Origin of the sequence: Pantoea sp. GD03673, from assembly GCF_029844725.1 — a bacterium.
GTDB lineage: Bacteria > Pseudomonadota > Gammaproteobacteria > Enterobacterales > Enterobacteriaceae > Pantoea.
The window spans coordinates 96,502-113,625 of the sequence record NZ_JAOCKJ010000011.1 but is presented as its reverse complement, the minus strand read 5'-3'; the positions used below and the strand labels follow the sequence as shown (position 1 = coordinate 113,625).

The window sequence follows — 17,124 nt, the reverse complement described above, 5'->3', positions numbered from 1 at the left end:
TGCATCCTGTTACCTTCTTAGCGTCTTTCCAGCCACTCTGCAATGAAATCAGCAACGCTGCCTGGGCAATTTATGTCCAGAACCGGTACGTTCAGTGCTAATTTCTGGTCGCTGGCGACCGCTATTGTCTGCGCATCGAGCAGTTCTTCTATCCCACCTTTAATCCCGTCACGCCATAAAACAATCTTTGGCACAGGTTCATTTTTAAAACCTTCAACTAATACTATCTCAAGCACAGAGTGATCCATGCGGCTAAGCAGATAAGGCAGATCAATCGACGGCTGATCCGGTGTTTCACACATCAATGCCCAGCGTTCTGAACTGGCCACTATCACCTGACTGGCACCCGCTTTTCTGAGCAGGTAGCTATCCTTGCCGGGTATATCCACATCCATCTGATGATGCGTATGTTTAATCAGCCCGGCACGTATTCCTTTGCTCAGAAGAATCGGTATCACCTGTTTTAACAGCGTGGTTTTTCCGGTGCCGCTCCAGCCAGCTATCGCGAGTAATGGCAATGACATTTTAATCTCTCTTGTTCAGGTCATCTGGCGTATTGATATTGCGGAAAGCAGACTCATCATCATCCAGCTGAACCGCATGACCGCCATGGTCGTGCAGGAAGTGCATCAGACGCCGTTCACCGGCCTGAAGATAGTCATGCAGCGGCGCAGCCAGGTCACGGTGAATCAACGCGAGCGTGGGGTGATCGCGCGTCTGCGAGCGTACCCATACCGCGGGCGCTTCTCCGCGCTGGCCGCGTAGTTTCTCAACAAAGTTAAGCGGAACTTCTGGGGTATCACAGGCGCAAAAAACGGCCCACTCACCGTCAATGGCGCGTAGCGCACTGTAGATACCGGCCAGCGGCCCAGGATAGTCATCAAAAACATCCTGAACAATCCGACACCCGCTTAACTGATAGCGATCAATATTACGATTGGCATTAATCATGACAATGTCGACTTGTGGCCTGAGCCGTTCAAGGACATGCTGATAAAGCGGCCTGCCATCCAGTTGCACTAATCCTTTATCCTGACCACCCATACGGCGGCCCTGACCACCGGCCAGAATGATGCCGGTCAATATTGGCATGACTGTGCCCTCGCTGATGACGCACTGTGAATAACGGAGAAACCTGAATGAAATGCCATCGTTTAAACGAGCTGATCGAATTGCTGCAACCTGCCTGGCAAAAAGAGCCTGACCTGAATCTGGTCACATTTTTGCAGAAACTGGCGCAGGAATCTGGTTTCCGTGGCCCGTTAAGTGAATTAACCGATGATGTATTAATTTACCATCTCAAAATGCGTGACTCAGCCAGCGATGATGAGATCCCGGGACTGAAAAAAGACTATGAAGTTGATTTCAAAACAGCACTGCTCCGCGCACGAGGGGTCATTAAACAGGACGAGTAGTGTTATCCTTGGCATCTCTATGCAAGGGCAACTACAGGTAACATGATGAGCGACGCTGCTTTTAACTTCCAGACATTGAATCCCGACGTATTGCTTGATGCGCTCTGGGATACAGGAGTTCGCGTCGAATCAGGTCTGACAGCCCTGAACAGTTATGAAAACAGGGTTTATCAATTCAGCGATGATGAAAAACGCCGCTATGTCGCGAAGTTTTATCGACCTCAGCGCTGGCGTGCCGAACAGATTACTGAAGAGCACCAGTATGCATGCGATCTGCTGGCGGATGAGGTGCCCATTGCGGCACCACTGCGCTTAAAGGGCGAGACACTGCACAGTCACGCTGGCTTCTTTTTTGCCGTATTCCCCAGCCTGGGTGGACGGCAATATGAGACAGATAACGAAGATCAGATGGAGTGGGTAGGCCGCTTCCTTGGCCGTATTCATCAGACCGGGCGTAAAGCGCTGTTCAGCCATCGTCCTGCCATCGGTCTGGATGAATACCTGCATGAACCCCGTCAGGTGCTGGAGCATTCCCTGCTGGTGCCTGCGTCGCTTAAAGCTGCACTGCTACAGGCGATTGATAAGCTGGGTAATACGCTGCAGCAACAGTGGCACTCCACGTGGCAGCCGCTACGATTACATGGCGACTGCCATCCGGGTAATATCCTGTGGCGCGATGGACCGTTATTTGTGGATCTGGATGATGCCCGTAATGGCCCGGCAGTGCAGGATTTGTGGATGCTAATCAGCGGCGATCGACAGGAACAGCGTATTCAGTGGGATATCCTGCTGGAGGCTTACAGTGAATTCAGCGATTTTGATATTAATGAATTGTCACTGATTGAGCCTTTACGCGCTATGCGCATGGTTTATTATCTGGCCTGGATTGTCCGCCGCTGGCAGGATCCCGCTTTTCCGCGTGCTTTTCCCTGGATGACAGATGAAGATTTCTGGCGCAGGCAAATTTCACTCTTTACCGAGCAGGAGAAGCTGTTGCAGGAACCTCCTCTGCAGCTGACACCGCAATATTAATGACGTAGTCAGGAGAATTTTTCACGATGAAAAAAATTTGGTTTGCACTGATGGGTTTAGTGCTGGCATTCAGCGCGTCTGCTGCCCAGTTCACTGAAGGTAAGCAATATGTGAGTCTGCCAAAACCTGTGGCCAGTGAACCTCAGGTGATGGAGTTCTTCTCCTTCTTCTGCCCGCACTGCTATCAGTTTGAACGTATTTATCATGTTAATGACGCGGTGAAAAAGAATCTGCCTGCTGATACAAAGCTGGTGAAATACCATGTCGATTTTCTGGGGGGTGATCTGGGGCCGGTTGTCACTCAGGCCTGGGCTGTAGCGATGGCTTTAGGCGTTGAAGATAAGGTAACCGCACCGATCTTTGATGGCATTCAGAAAACGCAGACCATCACCGATCCTGCCAGTCTGAAAGAGACCTTTATCAACGCTGCCGGTATTTCTGCTGCGGATTATGATGCTGCGTGGAACAGCTTCGCTGTAAAAGCGCTGGTTGCTCAGCAGCAGAAAGCCGCTGCCGATGTTGATCTGCGCGGCGTGCCAGCCATGTTCGTGAATGGCAAATATATGGTCAACAATGGCGGTCTGGATACCAGCTCTATGGATAATTTCGTCGCGGACTATGCAAACGTCGTAAAATTCCTGGTAAGCCAGAAGTAACCCGCTTCACAGCCCATGTGAACGCCAGCTTAGCTGGCGTTTTTTTATGCTTTAAAAAGCGTGGCTATTTTTGTCCATCTCCTGGGCATAAATTTAATATCCACACAAGGGATCACGTAATTAAAAATGGCGATCGGGTCACGGAAATTAAGTAACTTAATGAAATATATATGATTTATTAAGGTTTAAATGATTTAAGATCCTGAAAATCAGGGCGTTATAATTTTTACGCACAAAGTTATCCACAGAATGATCGTTGCGATCTTTCCTCCAGAATCGTTAAAAACGCCACACATTCTACGCCTTAGTTCACCATTCCTGCCAGGTTGTGGCATCCTTATAGACCAACTCATAGCAACGAAGACTACACAGACTTATGGCGCAAATAGCAGAAAATCCCCTGATTCTGGTCGATGGCTCATCCTATCTTTATCGCGCGTATCACGCGTTTCCGCCGCTGACCAATAGTGCAGGTGAACCCACTGGTGCCATGTACGGCGTACTCAACATGCTGAAAAGCCTGCTGGCGCAATATAATCCGAGTCACGTTGCTGTGGTATTCGATGCCAAAGGCAAAACCTTCAGGGATGAGCTGTTTGAGCATTATAAATCTCATCGTCCGCCGATGCCGGACGAACTGCGGGCGCAAATCGAGCCACTGCACGAGATGGTGCGGGCCATGGGTCTGCCGTTACTTGCTGTGAGTGGCGTTGAGGCCGATGATGTTATTGGTACGCTGGCGCTGGAAGCGGAGAAAAAAGGCCTCTCAGTGCTGATCAGCACCGGCGACAAGGATATGGCGCAGCTGGTCACCCCGGCTATTACGCTGATCAACACTATGAGTAACACCATCCTTGGGCCGGAAGAGGTTGAGCAGAAATTTGGTGTGCCACCTGCCTTGATCATCGATTTTCTGGCCATGATGGGTGACAGCTCAGATAACATTCCTGGTGTGCCCGGCGTCGGTGAGAAAACGGCACAGGCACTGCTTCAGGGACTGGGCAGCATGCAGACGATCTATGACAATCTGGATAAAGTGGCCGATCTCGGGTTTCGTGGTGCCAAAACCATGGCGACCAGGCTTGAAGAGAATCGTGACGTGGCGTTTCTCTCTTATCAGCTGGCAACCATCAAAACCGATGTTGAGCTGGCACTGCCCTGTGAAGAACTCACGGTCACTGAACCCGACGTCGAAGCATTGCAGACTCTGTTCAGCCGGTACGAATTCAAACGCTGGCTGAGTGACCTGCAGGATGGGAAGTGGCTGCAGGGCAAAAAGAGCAATACGCAGGCGCAAAAAGCGCTGTCTGATGAGCCTGCTGTAGTCGAAACCAGTAGCGTGTTACCGACCGGGAATTATGTCACTATTCTGGACCAGGCGCTTTTTGATAGCTGGCTGGAGAAGCTGAAAAGCAGTGAGGTTTTTGCCTTTGATCTGGAGACCGACGCGCTGGATACCCTGAGCGCTAACATCGTTGGCATCAGCTTCGCGGTGGCACCGGGTGAAGCCGCCTATCTGCCGGTTGCCCATGATTATCTTGATGCGCCAGAGCAACTGGATCGCGCGGCCGTTCTGGCACAGCTCAAGCCCCTCCTGGAAGATGAAAGCGCCTGGAAAGTGGGCCAGAACCTGAAATACGATCGCGGTGTGCTGAAGAATTACGACATTGAACTGGCCGGTATCAAATTCGACACCATGCTTGAGTCCTACATTCTCAACAGCGTGGTGGGAAAACATGATATGGATACTCTTGCCGCTCGCTGGCTTAACCACAAAACGGTCACCTTCCAGGAGATTGCCGGTAAAGGCAAGAATCAGCTGACGTTCAACCAAATCGCGCTGGAGCAGGCGTCCCACTATGCTGCCGAAGATGCGGATGTGACTTTGCAGCTGCATCTGAAGATGTGGCCAGAGCTGGAGAAGGAAGCGGGCCCGAAACATGTCTTTGAGCAGATTGAGATGCCGTTGCTGACGGTCATCTCCCGCATAGAGCGTAATGGCGTATTAATCGATCAGGCTATTCTGGCGCAACACTCGAAAGAGCTGACGGCCCGTCTGGCGGAGCTTGAGTTAAAAGCACATGAGCTGGCGGGGGAACCTTTTAACCTCTCCTCGACCAAGCAGCTGCAGGTCATTCTGTTTGAAAAACAGGGCATCAAACCCACCAAAAAAACACCGGGCGGGGCACCCTCAACCAGCGAAGAGGTGTTAGCGGAGCTGGCACTTGATTATCCGCTGCCCAAAGTGATTCTGGAGCATCGCGGCCTGTCCAAACTCAAGTCGACCTATACGGACAAACTCCCGCTGATGATCAATCCGATAAGCGGGCGGGTACATACCTCCTATCATCAGGCTGTTACCGCAACCGGGCGCTTATCCTCGGCTGATCCGAATCTGCAAAACATTCCGGTACGAAATGACGAAGGACGCCGGATCCGTCAGGCCTTTGTGGCGGCCAAAGGCTATCGCATTGTGGCGGCAGACTATTCACAAATCGAACTGCGTATCATGGCACATCTCTCTCAGGATAAAGGATTGCTGGACGCTTTTGCCCAGGGAGAAGATATTCACCGTGCCACGGCATCCGAAGTATTTGGTGTGCCGCTGGATAAGGTCAGCGCCGACCAGCGCCGTAGCGCCAAAGCGATTAACTTTGGTCTGATCTATGGCATGAGCGCATTTGGTCTGTCGCGCCAGCTGAATATTGGCGCAGGCGAAGCGAAAAAGTATATGGATCTCTACTTTGAACGCTATCCGGGCGTATTGCGCTACATGGAGAACACCCGCCAGCTGGCAGCAGACAAAGGCTATGTCGAAACGATTGAAGGCCGTCGGCTATGGCTGCCGGACATCAAATCGAGCAACGCCATTCGCCGGAAAGCCGCAGAACGTGCCGCAATCAACGCGCCGATGCAGGGAACGGCAGCGGACATTATCAAGCGTGCGATGATTGCGGTAGATGAGTGGCTGGAACAGCAAAATGATGATGCCGTCAGAATGATCATGCAGGTTCACGATGAACTGGTGTTCGAAGTGAAAGCAGAGGCAGTGGAAGCCGCAAGCCAGAAAATCCGTGCCCTGATGGAAGGTAGCGTGCAGCTCGACGTGCCTTTACTGGTAGAAGTGGGCGTGGGTGATAACTGGGATGAAGCGCACTGACTCACGGGTTCAGGTCGGTTCCACAGGAAGGAATCGGCCCTGAATCAGCTATAAGTAAATCGTTTAATTAGCCGGTTAGGTGTGGCCTGTGCGGGAGCTAAGATAACGCGCTTTTCTAACTACTTATCGGCTAAACACTTTTTACGTCATTTAACTACATCACAACGCCATTTTTGTGATGTGCATGGAAAAAAAAGCCCTGTCTGATGTAAGTAAGCAACAAAAAAGCCTTTGTCACGCACACAAAATCAGGTAAAGTTCGTCGCGTAGGGTACAGAGGTAAGATGTTCTATCTTTCAGACCTTTTACTTCACGTAATCGGATTTGGCTGAATTTAGCCGCCCCAGTCATTCTGTGACTGGGGCGTTTTTTATTGGGCTTTTTTTACCCTGAGCATCATGAGCACAGGGCTGCCACTCACTCTTCTGCGTCCTGATCGTCAACTGCCGGTTCAAACGTATTGAACCAGCTGTCCAGCTTCTGACGAACCTTGTCCACACCGATTTTTTTCAGCGATGAGAAGAGCTCGACCTGAACATCACCGACGAAACCCAGTGCGGCTTCACGTACGGCATTGAGCTGTGCTTTGCGCGCCCCTGAGGCAAGTTTATCTGCCTTGGTAAGAAGCAACAGCACCGGAATACCGCTTTCAACTGACCACTGAATCATCTGCCGATCGAGATCTTTCAGCGGGTGACGGATATCCATCAGCACGACCAGCCCTTTCAGTGCCTGGCGTTTTTGCAGGTATTCGCCTAACGCACGCTGCCACTTCAGCTTCATCTCTTCCGGTACTTCGGCATAACCGTAACCGGGCAGATCGACCAGACGTTTACCTTCTTTAACTTCAAACAGGTTAATCAGCTGCGTACGTCCCGGTGTTTTACTGGTGCGCGCCAGACCCTTCTGATTGGTTAACGTATTCAGCGCACTCGATTTTCCCGCGTTTGAGCGGCCAGCAAAAGCCACTTCAATTCCGGTATCGGCAGGCAGATGACGGATATCCGGCGCGCTCATGACAAAGTGGGTAACGTGATAATTCAATTCAGACAAGGTAACACTCCAGAAAACGCATTAAGGCAATGGCGGCGATTATACGCGTTATGGCGCGAAAGTGCTCAATCGCATCTCGATAACACAGTGTGTGAGAGATCTGCCATTCAGGCTGCAGGTTATTTCGTTTTTTACTTTAATTACTAAAAATAAAAATCCTTAAAATTCATATTGCTATGTATAAAGGATATTTTTTTGGACTAACTATTTCCGCCATCGACTTGAGGCTTTTACCAGTTGGTCTACATTAGTGTGCAGTGAAAGGCAGCACACATCAGGATGATGCGCTCAGGGATGTCAGGATGACAACGAGCGATGGAATGGAAATGGTCAGGGATATGGCCAGACAGGGACAGGGAAAAGCTCAGGAGTTGAGCAGGCGCGGGATTAACCGGGATGTTACGAGCCGAAAAGGATTTAAAACATGATTCCTTCTTATGAAGGTATGAAATAAGGCGACAGCTTGAGCTGTCGCCTTTTTTCTTTGTCTGGTTTCTGCTAGATTTCGCCGCAATTCTATACTGAATAAAAAAAGCCGGGACCGAATACTATGAAGCAACCTGCACGAGCTGCTCACGGCAAACCTGCCGTCAAAGCCAAACGCAAATCGCGTGACGACATCAACAATGAAGCACGCGATCGCAAACGTGATAAAAAACATCGCGGACACGCATCTGGCAGCCGTGCTAATCCGGCTGCGCCTGAAAGCAAAGGCGGACGTCAGGAGAACAGCGTGAAAGATCCGCGTATCGGGAGTAAAAAACCGGTGGCCCTGATTGCTGAAGGGAAAACCGCAGCCGTTAAGCCAAAGAAAAGCGTACAAAAGCCCGCCGCAGAGAAGAAAGTGCGGCTGACGCCAGAAGAAGAGCTGGCGAAGCTGGAAAATGACGAGCGTCTGGATGCGCTGCTGGATCGTCTGGAAAATGGCGAAACGTTATCAGCTGAAGATCAGGGCTGGCTGGATGCTTCGCTGGATCGTATCGACGAACTGATGGAGCAGTTAGGCATCGTGATGGATGATGCCGAAGATGATCAGGCAGAAGAAGATATGTACCGTCTGCTGAAGGGCAATTAAGCAAATTTGATCGGCATGCGGTTCGCGCATGCCGTGCTTATCAGGTAAACGACAATGTTTTGGCCTGGATCAATTTTCGCGCTGCTGGCGACATGTTATCTGCTGTGGTTATTGTTTAAACTACGACGCCTGTCGCGTCTGAAGCAACGTTTACGTCGGGTTTCATCCCGCTCACCTTTCATCTCCTCTTCTTCGCGACCTTCTCTCAGACGACGTCACCGGAAGGAGTGAGCATGCTATCGCAGCAGATTGAGTGGGATCAGGCGCTAATTGAAAAGTACAATTATGCCGGTCCGCGTTACACCTCTTATCCCACGGCGCTGGAGTTCAGCGAGCACTTTGCTGAAACGGATTTCCAGCGTGCCGTGGCGCGCTATCCTGAGCGTCCACTGTCGCTCTACGTCCATATTCCCTTCTGCCATCGCCTCTGCTATTTCTGCGGCTGCAATAAGATTGTGACGCGTCAGCGCCACAAAGCTGACCGCTATCTGGATGTGCTTGAGCAGGAGATTATTCAGCGTGCGCCGCTGTTTCGTGAGCGTCAGGTCACGCAGATCCACTGGGGCGGCGGCACACCCACCTTTCTCGACAATGCGCAGATTTCCCGGCTGGCAGGATTACTGAAGCAGCACTTCAGCGTGGCGGATGATGCTGAAATGTCGATCGAGGTTGATCCCCGTGAAATTGAGCTGGATGTGATTGATCACCTGCGATCGCTGGGATTCAATCGTCTGAGCATGGGGGTACAGGACTTCAACAAATCGGTGCAGGAGCGGGTTAACCGGGTACAGGACGAAGAGGTAATTTTCAGCCTGATGGCGCGCGCCCGTCAACAGGGCTTCAGCTCTGTCAGCATAGATCTGATCTATGGCTTGCCCCTGCAGACGCCCGCCAGCTTTGCCTGGACGCTGGAGCGGGTACTGGCACTTAATCCTGATCGCCTTAGCGTGTTCAACTATGCGCATCTGCCAGCGATGTTTGCGGCACAGCGGAAAATCAAAGAGGATGAACTGCCATCTGCTCAGCAAAAGCTGGATATTTTACAGCAGACCATCGCGACGCTGACTCAGCAGGGCTATCAGTTTATCGGGATGGACCATTTTGCAAAGCCACAGGATGAACTGGCGATTGCGCAGCGGGAAGGGCAATTACATCGCAATTTCCAGGGATACACGACGCAGGGCGACAGCGATTTGTTGGGGCTTGGCGTCTCAGCCATCAGCATGACTGGCGACAGTTATGCGCAGAACCAGAAAGACCTCAACACCTGGTACAGGAGTGTGGAACAGCAGGGGAATGGCCTGTGGCGTGGTATTGCATTGACCGACGATGATTGCCTGCGTCGTGACGTGATTAAAACGCTGATTTGTAACTTCTCGCTGGATTTTGCCGCGACAGAAGCGCAATGGGGAATTTGCTTCAGCGACTATTTTGCTGAGGACCTGTCGCTGCTGAAACCGTTAATCGCCGACGGGCTGGTGGTACAAACGGCGGGTGGGCTGGTGGTGACGGGGATTGGCCGGTTACTGATCCGCAATATCTGCATGTGCTTTGATCGCTATCTGCGTCAGAAAGCGCGTCAGCAGCAGTTCTCCCGCGTTATCTGAAGAAACGGGCTGGCCGAACACACCAGCCCGTACCGAACCGCTTATTCCATGCCAAGCTCTTTCAGCTTGCGCGTCAGCGTGTTGCGTCCCCAGCCCAGCAGACGTGCCGCTTCCTGCTTGTGGCCTTGCGTATGACGCAGCGCAGTAGTGAGCAGCGTACGCTCCATTTCAGGCTGTGCTTCCGACAGCAGATTCTGATGACCGGAACGCAGTGCGCGGTCAGCCCACTGTGCCAGCAGCGTTGCCCAGCTGTCTGGCAGCGACTGTACCGGGCTTTCCGGGGTACTGGATTCAAACAGTTCTCCGGGCAGATCCTGAATCAGCACTTCCTGACCGGCAGCCATGACGGTCAGCCAGCGACAGGTGTTCTCCAGCTGACGCACGTTACCGGACCAGTGAAGCCGGGTTAAGGCTGTCTCGGTTTCCGGATGCAGGATCTTCGCTTCCACACCCAGCTCACGGGCCGCTACCTGCAGGAAGTAACGCGCCAGACGTGGGATATCTTCACGACGCTCACGCAGCGGCGGCAGATGCACGCGAATCACATTCAGGCGGTGGAAAAGGTCCTCACGGAACTTACCTTCCTGTACGCGCAGTTCCAGATTCTGGTGGGTCGCCGCGATGATACGCACATCCACTTTGACCGGCGCATAGCCACCGACGCGATAGAACTGACCATCGGCCAGCACGCGCAGCAGACGGGTCTGCACATCCAGTGGCATATCACCGATCTCATCCAGAAACAGCGTGCCGCCATCTGCCTGTTCAAAACGGCCCTGACGGATCTGGTTTGCCCCGGTGAAGGCACCTTTCTCGTGACCAAACAGTTCTGACTCAATCAAATCTTTCGGGATCGCCGCCATGTTCAGCGCGATAAAAGGCGCTTTGGTACGCGGGCTGTGGCGATGCAGCGCATGAGCGACCAGCTCTTTACCGGTTCCTGACTCGCCGTTAATCAGCACACTGATTGACGAGCGCGATAACCGGCCGATGATACGAAACACATCCTGCATCGCAGGCGCTTCACCAATGATATCGGTGGTCGGTCCGCTGACCGGCTGATTACGCGGCTGCTGCTGTTCCTGATAATGACTGATGGCCCGCTCAACCAGCGCAACCGCTTCGTCGATATCGAAGGGTTTAGGCAGGTAATCAAACGCACCCTGCTGATAGGCGCTGACGGCAGCATCCAGATCAGAATGCGCTGTCATTATGATGACCGGAAGCATCGGATGACGCTGTTTGATCTGCTTCAGCAGCGCCAGGCCATCCATACCGGGCATGCGAATGTCTGACAGTAAAACGTCCGGGGTCTTGGTTGAGAGGGCATCCAGCACCTCGCTTGCGCTGTCAAAAGTCGCGCAGCTCAAACCGGCTCCAGTGAGCGCGCGTTCAAGCACCCAGCGGATGGAGCTATCGTCATCGACGATCCAGACTATCCCTCGTTGCATAGAAACCTCACTGGCGAATAGGCAGGTAAACCGAAAATTCGGTGTGTCCCGGCCAACTGTTAAATTCTATTTTTCCTGAATGTTGATCAATCAGGCTACGGGCGATGGAAAGGCCTAAACCGGTTCCGCCTTCGCGTCCGCTGACCATCGGATAAAACAGCGTATCCTGCAGCTGGGCCGGAATGCCGGGGCCATCATCTTCAATATCAATACGTGCCACCAGGCGATAACGCGTGCCGTGCAGCGTCAGCTGGAAAGCCGTGCGGGTGCGGATAATAATGGTGCCGCCGTCGTCGCCCAGCGCCTGGAGCGCGTTGCGTACCACGTTAAGCAGCACCTGTTCGATCTGATCGGGGTCATGCGGCAGTTCCGGCAGGCTGGGGTCGTAATCCCGAACCAGCGAGACATTCTCTGGCAGCTCCATCGACACCAGATTGACCACCCGTTCGGCCACCTGATGAATGCTCTGCGTGATGTGCATGCCTGGCTGCTGCGGCCCTAACAGACGATCCACCAGATTTCGCAACCGGTCGGCCTGTTCAATAATGACTTTGGTGTATTCATTCAGCGACGGATCGGGCAGGGCGCGGGATAAGAGCTGTGCCGCGCCGCGCAATCCTCCCAGCGGATTTTTAATCTCATGGGCCAGGCCGCGAACCAGATCGCGTGCCGCCACCTGCTGGGCGTGCTGTAACTGCTCCTGACTGAGGCGACGCTGATTGTCCATCGGCGCCATTTCCATCAGAATTAAACCATCGGGTAACCGCTGGGCGGTCAGCGACATAATGTGCGCGCGACCATCGACCACCAGCGTGACCTCACTGTCTGTAAATCCCTGGCCAGCCTCAAGACTCTCGCGCATCACCTCAATATTCAGCGAAAAATAGCCGGTTAATTCCGGTAATGGCGTGCCGAACAATTTGCGTGAGCTTTGCGCCAGTAATTGCTGCGCCGCCGGGTTGGCGTAATGAATAACCAGATCGTTATCCACTAACAAAATACTGTTGATTAAAGCGTTGAGAATCTGCCCCGCATCAGGCAGAGAGCCAGTTGCCATACAACGTTCCTCTGCACCAATCAGGTGCATTTTAGTCTTTAAGCCGAAAAGAGGGCGAATGAACGGTGAATTCGCGGAGAAAAAAGCCCATCCGAAGATGGGCTAAAAGTTTCCACGGCAACAAAAACGTCTGACCAGTTAAACGCTGTAGTAAAGCTCGAACTCAACCGGGTGTGGCGTCATGCGAACGCGGTCCATCTCTGATTTACGCAGTTCGATGTAAGCATCGATTGATTCGTCAGTGAATACACCACCGCGGGTCAGGAACTCACGGTCTTCGTTCAGTGCATTCAGTGCTTCTTCCAGAGAGCCTGCAACTTTTGGAATCTCAGCTTCTTCTTCCGGTGGCAGGTCATACAGGTTTTTATCCATCGCATCGCCAGGATGGATTTTGTTGATGATGCCATCCAGTCCAGCCATCAGCAGAGCGGTGAACGCCAGGTATGGGTTAGCTGCCGGGTCCGGGAAGCGTGCTTCGATACGACGGGCTTTCGGGCTGGCAACAACCGGGATACGGATTGAGGCTGAACGGTTACGGGCAGAATAGGCCAGCATAACCGGGGCTTCGTAACCCGGGACCAGACGCTTATACGAGTTGGTAGTCGGGTTCGCCAGGGCGTTAATCGCTTTGGCATGCTTGATGATACCGCCGATGTAGAACAGCGCCATTTCTGACAGGCCGCCGTACTTGTCGCCAGCAAACAGGTTCTGGCCACCTTTAGAAAGTGACATATGGCAGTGCATGCCTGAACCGTTGTCGCCAAACATTGGCTTCGGCATAAAGGTTGCCGTTTTGCCGTAAGCGTGTGCAACGTTGTGGACGACATATTTGTAGATCTGAATTTCGTCCGCTTTTTTGGTCATGGTATTGAAGCGGGTTGCCACTTCGTTCTGACCCGCGGTCGCCACTTCATGGTGATGCGCTTCAACAACCAGGCCCATCTGCTCCATGGTCAGACACATGGCAGAACGGATGTCCTGTGATGAGTCAACCGGTGGAACCGGGAAGTAGCCGCCTTTCAGACCTGGACGGTGACCTTTGTTACCGCCTTCGTACTCTTTACCGGTGTTCCATGCTGCTTCGATATCGTCGATAGCCACATGTGAACCGGAAGTCGATGAACCGAAACGGATGTCATCGAACAGGAAGAATTCTGGTTCTGGTCCAAACAGCACGGTATCTGCGATGCCGGAAGAGCGCAGGTAATCTTCAGCGCGCTTTGCGATAGAGCGTGGATCGCGATCGTAGCCCTGCATGGTGCCTGGCTCAAGAATGTCACAACGGATGATCAGCGTAGAATCTTCGAAGAAAGGATCCATGACTGCCGTGGTGGCGTCAGGCATCAGCACCATGTCTGATTCGTTAATGCCTTTCCAGCCGCCAATAGACGAACCATCGAACATTTTGCCTTCTTCGAAGAAGTCAGCGTTAACCTGGTGAGCAGGGATCGTAACGTGCTGTTCTTTACCTTTGGTATCGGTAAAACGCAGGTCAACAAACTTAACTTCATGCTCGTTCATCATCGAGAGAACGTGTTCAGCGGACATACTCAACTCTCCTGGAAATGGTCTTTCATTATCTACATGGCGAGGAAACGTCGTTTCCGGAATGCGTTTGGGAAAACGACTCCCTGACGCCTCTCTTCCGGCACGCTCTTCAACCGACATCTGACTGGCGTTTACGCTTGTCGTAGATAAAGCGAATTCTGTGCCAACTTTTTTGATGTTGCTTAAATCGCCTTGTGATGCACCTTTTTGTCATAAAGCCCCTGCACCACGATGGTCTTAATGCACTAAAATAGTGCTTTGTGAGTGTTTGCGGGCACTATTTTGGTGCATAGGACCAACTTAGTGCATTTTCTGCACCGGGAACAGGGCAATTTTGCGTCAATGCAATAAACTTTCAGTGAAAAGTGTGATCCTGTTCAGTCTTCCGCTTAATCCGTGTACAATACCGCGCTATTTCTAATGCCTGAGGCAAAGCTGTGATCGAAAATTTGCGTAACATCGCCATTATCGCGCACGTTGACCATGGAAAGACCACCCTGGTTGACAAACTGCTGCAACAATCCGGTACTTTTGATGCCCGTACCGAAGCAACCGAGCGCGTAATGGACTCCAATGATTTGGAGAAAGAGCGTGGGATTACCATCCTCGCAAAAAACACCGCCATTAAGTGGAATGACTACCGTATCAACATCGTTGATACCCCAGGACACGCCGACTTCGGTGGTGAGGTTGAGCGCGTCATGTCCATGGTGGACTCGGTGCTGCTGGTTGTAGATGCGATGGATGGCCCTATGCCGCAAACCCGCTTCGTGACCAAAAAAGCGTTCGCGCATGGTCTGAAGCCGATTGTGGTTATCAACAAAGTAGACCGCCCGGGTGCGCGTCCTGACTGGGTTGTGGATCAGGTATTTGACCTGTTCGTAAACCTGGATGCGACTGACGAGCAGCTCGACTTCCCTATCATTTTTGCCTCTGCGCTGAATGGTATTGCTGGTCTTGAGCACACCGACATGGCTGACGATATGACCCCGCTGTACCAGGCCATCGTTGACCATGTTTCACCTCCGCAGGTTGAAGTTGAAGCGCCACTGCAGATGCAAATCTCTCAGCTGGACTACAACAACTACCTGGGCGTGATCGGTATCGGTCGTATCAAGCGCGGTAAAGTGAAGCCTAACCAGCAGGTCACTATCATCGATAGCGAAGGCAAAACCCGCAACGGTAAAGTCGGTAAAGTCCTGACTCACCTGGGTCTTGAGCGTATCGACAGCGATCTGGCAGAAGCGGGCGATATCATTGCTATCACCGGTCTGGGCGAGCTGAACATCTCTGACACTATCTGTGATCCACAGAACGTGCAGGCGCTGCCAGCACTGAGCGTCGATGAGCCAACTGTAACCATGTTCTTCAACGTCAACACTTCACCGTTCTGCGGTAAAGAAGGTAAGTATGTGACGTCACGTCAGATCCTTGAGCGTCTGAACAAAGAACTGGTTCACAACGTGGCACTGCGCGTTGAAGAAACTGCCGATGCTGACGCGTTCCGCGTATCAGGTCGTGGTGAACTTCACCTGTCAGTTCTGATCGAAAACATGCGTCGTGAAGGTTTCGAACTGGCGGTATCCCGTCCGAAAGTTATCTTCCGCGAATTCGAAGGCCGCAAACAGGAGCCATTCGAGAACGTTACGCTGGATATCGAAGAAACGCATCAGGGTTCCGTTATGCAAGCCATGGGCGAGCGTAAAGGCGACCTGAAAAACATGGATCCGGATGGTAAAGGCCGCGTACGTCTCGACTACGTGATCCCAAGCCGTGGTCTGATCGGCTTCCGTAACGAATTCATGACCATGACTTCCGGTACCGGTCTGCTCTACTCTACTTTCAGCCACTACGACGACATCCGTCAGGGCGAAGTGGGCCAGCGTCAGAACGGCGTACTGATCTCTAACGGTCAGGGTAAAGCCGTCGCGTTCGCCCTGTTCGGTCTGCAGGATCGCGGTAAGCTGTTCCTGGGTCACGGTGCAGAAGTCTATGAAGGCCAGATCATCGGTATTCACAGCCGTTCTAACGACCTGACCGTTAACTGTCTGACCGGTAAGAAGCTGACCAACATGCGTGCTTCCGGTACTGACGAAGCCACGACCCTGGTTCCACCGCAGAAAATGACGCTGGAACAGGCTATCGAGTTCATCGATGATGACGAACTGGTAGAAGTGACCCCGCTGTCAGTGCGTATCCGTAAACGTCACCTGACTGAAAACGACCGTAAACGTGCATCACGTGGTCCTAAAGACGCCTGATAGCGTCTTTAACTGATAAAAAGCCCCGCATGCGGGGCTTTTTTTTGCCTGACGTTCCGACTTTTCCAGCCGGACCAGCCAATATTTGTGTACGTTGCCGTGCTTTTTATCCCCCTTCTGGCGTTTACGCTTTTCTCTCCACGCGTGCCTGTTCAGCCTGCACTTTTGCCGCTAGAGTGAATACTCCAGGGAACAGAAGGAGACACACCATGCTGTATATCTTTGATTTGGGCAATGTGATTATCGATATCGACTTTAACCGCGTGCTGGGTGTCTGGAGTGACCTTAGCCGTGTGCCGCTGGCCTCACTGCAGAGCCATTTCCAGATGGATGAAGCGTTTGAACAACACGAACGTGGCGAGCTCAGCGATGAAGATTTTGCGCTGGCGCTGTGTGAAAAGCTGGACATTGCGCTGAGTTACGAACAGTTCACCGCTGGCTGGCAGGCGGTCTTCGTGGACGTGCGCCCGGAAACCCTGGCACTGATGAACCGGCTGCGGCTCGACGGTCATCGGGTGGTGATCCTGTCGAACACCAACAAGCTGCATTGCGGATTCTGGCCAACGCAATATCCGGATGTGCAGCAGGCGGCAGACAAGCTCTATCTTTCTCAGGAACTGGGTATGCGGAAGCCGGAAGCCCGGATTTATCAGCATGTGCTGGACGCGGAAGGTGTGACTGCCGATCAGGCGGTATTTTTCGACGATAACCCGGAGAATATCGAGGCCGCCCGCGCCCTGGGGATTGAAAGTGTACTGGTTACTGACAGTAAAACGGTACCGGACTGGTTTGCAGGTCAACATTAACTC

The 17,124-nt window shown here is 52.4% G+C and carries 14 protein-coding genes; 8 read left to right on the top strand and 6 right to left on the bottom strand.

Annotated features, from left to right (window positions below):
• Positions 1-17: 17 nt before the first annotated feature.
• Both mobB and mobA read right to left on the bottom strand, forming a co-directional pair.
• Complete coding sequence (gene mobB, locus N5J69_RS19445; protein ID WP_279772269.1) at positions 18-524, bottom strand: molybdopterin-guanine dinucleotide biosynthesis protein MobB; 507 nt, start codon at positions 522-524, stop codon at positions 18-20.
• 1 nt (position 525) lies between these two features.
• Positions 526-1,092 (bottom strand): molybdenum cofactor guanylyltransferase MobA, encoded by a 567-nt coding sequence (mobA, locus tag N5J69_RS19440; protein ID WP_279772268.1) that lies wholly within the window; start codon positions 1,090-1,092, stop codon positions 526-528.
• A gap of 47 nt (positions 1,093-1,139) precedes the next feature.
• Between mobA and N5J69_RS19435 the strand changes: the two genes are divergently transcribed.
• From N5J69_RS19435 to polA, 4 genes are all read left to right on the top strand, one after another.
• On the top strand, positions 1,140-1,415 hold the full coding sequence (locus N5J69_RS19435; RefSeq protein WP_033759287.1) for a YihD family protein: 276 nt from the start codon (positions 1,140-1,142) through the stop codon (positions 1,413-1,415).
• A gap of 45 nt (positions 1,416-1,460) precedes the next feature.
• Positions 1,461-2,447 carry a serine/threonine protein kinase gene (locus N5J69_RS19430; RefSeq protein ID WP_279772267.1) on the top strand — a complete coding sequence of 329 codons (987 nt, stop codon included), beginning with the start codon at positions 1,461-1,463 and terminating at the stop codon, positions 2,445-2,447.
• Between the two features lie 26 nt (positions 2,448-2,473).
• Complete coding sequence (gene dsbA / locus N5J69_RS19425; protein WP_279772265.1) at positions 2,474-3,103, top strand: thiol:disulfide interchange protein DsbA; 630 nt, start codon at positions 2,474-2,476, stop codon at positions 3,101-3,103.
• Between the two features lie 376 nt (positions 3,104-3,479).
• On the top strand, positions 3,480-6,263 hold the full coding sequence (gene polA / locus N5J69_RS19420) for a DNA polymerase I (protein WP_279772263.1): 2,784 nt from the start codon (positions 3,480-3,482) through the stop codon (positions 6,261-6,263).
• 417 nt (positions 6,264-6,680) lie between these two features.
• On the opposite strand, the gene yihA is transcribed toward polA, so the two are convergent.
• Positions 6,681-7,316, bottom strand: a complete 636-nt coding sequence (yihA, locus tag N5J69_RS19415) for a ribosome biogenesis GTP-binding protein YihA/YsxC (protein WP_279772262.1) — start codon at positions 7,314-7,316, stop codon at positions 6,681-6,683.
• Positions 7,317-7,866: 550 nt separating this feature from the next.
• Between yihA and yihI the strand changes: the two genes are divergently transcribed.
• Positions 7,867-8,391 carry a Der GTPase-activating protein YihI gene (gene yihI / locus N5J69_RS19410; RefSeq protein WP_279772261.1) on the top strand — a complete coding sequence of 175 codons (525 nt, stop codon included), beginning with the start codon at positions 7,867-7,869 and terminating at the stop codon, positions 8,389-8,391.
• A 233-nt stretch (positions 8,392-8,624) separates the two neighbouring features.
• Positions 8,625-9,998, top strand: coding sequence for an oxygen-independent coproporphyrinogen III oxidase (gene hemN / locus N5J69_RS19405; protein ID WP_279772260.1), 1,374 nt, complete (start codon positions 8,625-8,627; stop codon positions 9,996-9,998).
• 41 nt (positions 9,999-10,039) lie between these two features.
• Here hemN and glnG read toward each other — a convergent pair whose 3' ends face one another.
• From glnG to glnA, 3 genes are all read right to left on the bottom strand, one after another.
• Positions 10,040-11,449 (bottom strand): nitrogen regulation protein NR(I), encoded by a 1,410-nt coding sequence (gene glnG / locus N5J69_RS19400; RefSeq protein WP_279772258.1) that lies wholly within the window; start codon positions 11,447-11,449, stop codon positions 10,040-10,042.
• A gap of 7 nt (positions 11,450-11,456) precedes the next feature.
• Positions 11,457-12,506, bottom strand: coding sequence for a nitrogen regulation protein NR(II) (gene glnL / locus N5J69_RS19395; protein ID WP_008926971.1), 1,050 nt, complete (start codon positions 12,504-12,506; stop codon positions 11,457-11,459).
• A 138-nt stretch (positions 12,507-12,644) separates the two neighbouring features.
• Positions 12,645-14,054: a glutamate--ammonia ligase gene (gene glnA / locus N5J69_RS19390; RefSeq protein ID WP_279772257.1), complete on the bottom strand. Its 1,410-nt coding sequence runs from the start codon at positions 14,052-14,054 to the stop codon at positions 12,645-12,647.
• A gap of 437 nt (positions 14,055-14,491) precedes the next feature.
• Here glnA and typA point away from each other — a divergent pair, with 437 nt between their 5' ends.
• Entirely contained in the window at positions 14,492-16,315 is a 1,824-nt protein-coding gene (typA, locus tag N5J69_RS19385; RefSeq protein WP_279772255.1) for a ribosome-dependent GTPase TypA, read from the top strand.
• Positions 16,316-16,524: 209 nt separating this feature from the next.
• Complete coding sequence (gene yihX / locus N5J69_RS19380) at positions 16,525-17,121, top strand: glucose-1-phosphatase (RefSeq protein ID WP_279772254.1); 597 nt, start codon at positions 16,525-16,527, stop codon at positions 17,119-17,121.
• Positions 17,122-17,124: the final 3 nt, after the last annotated feature.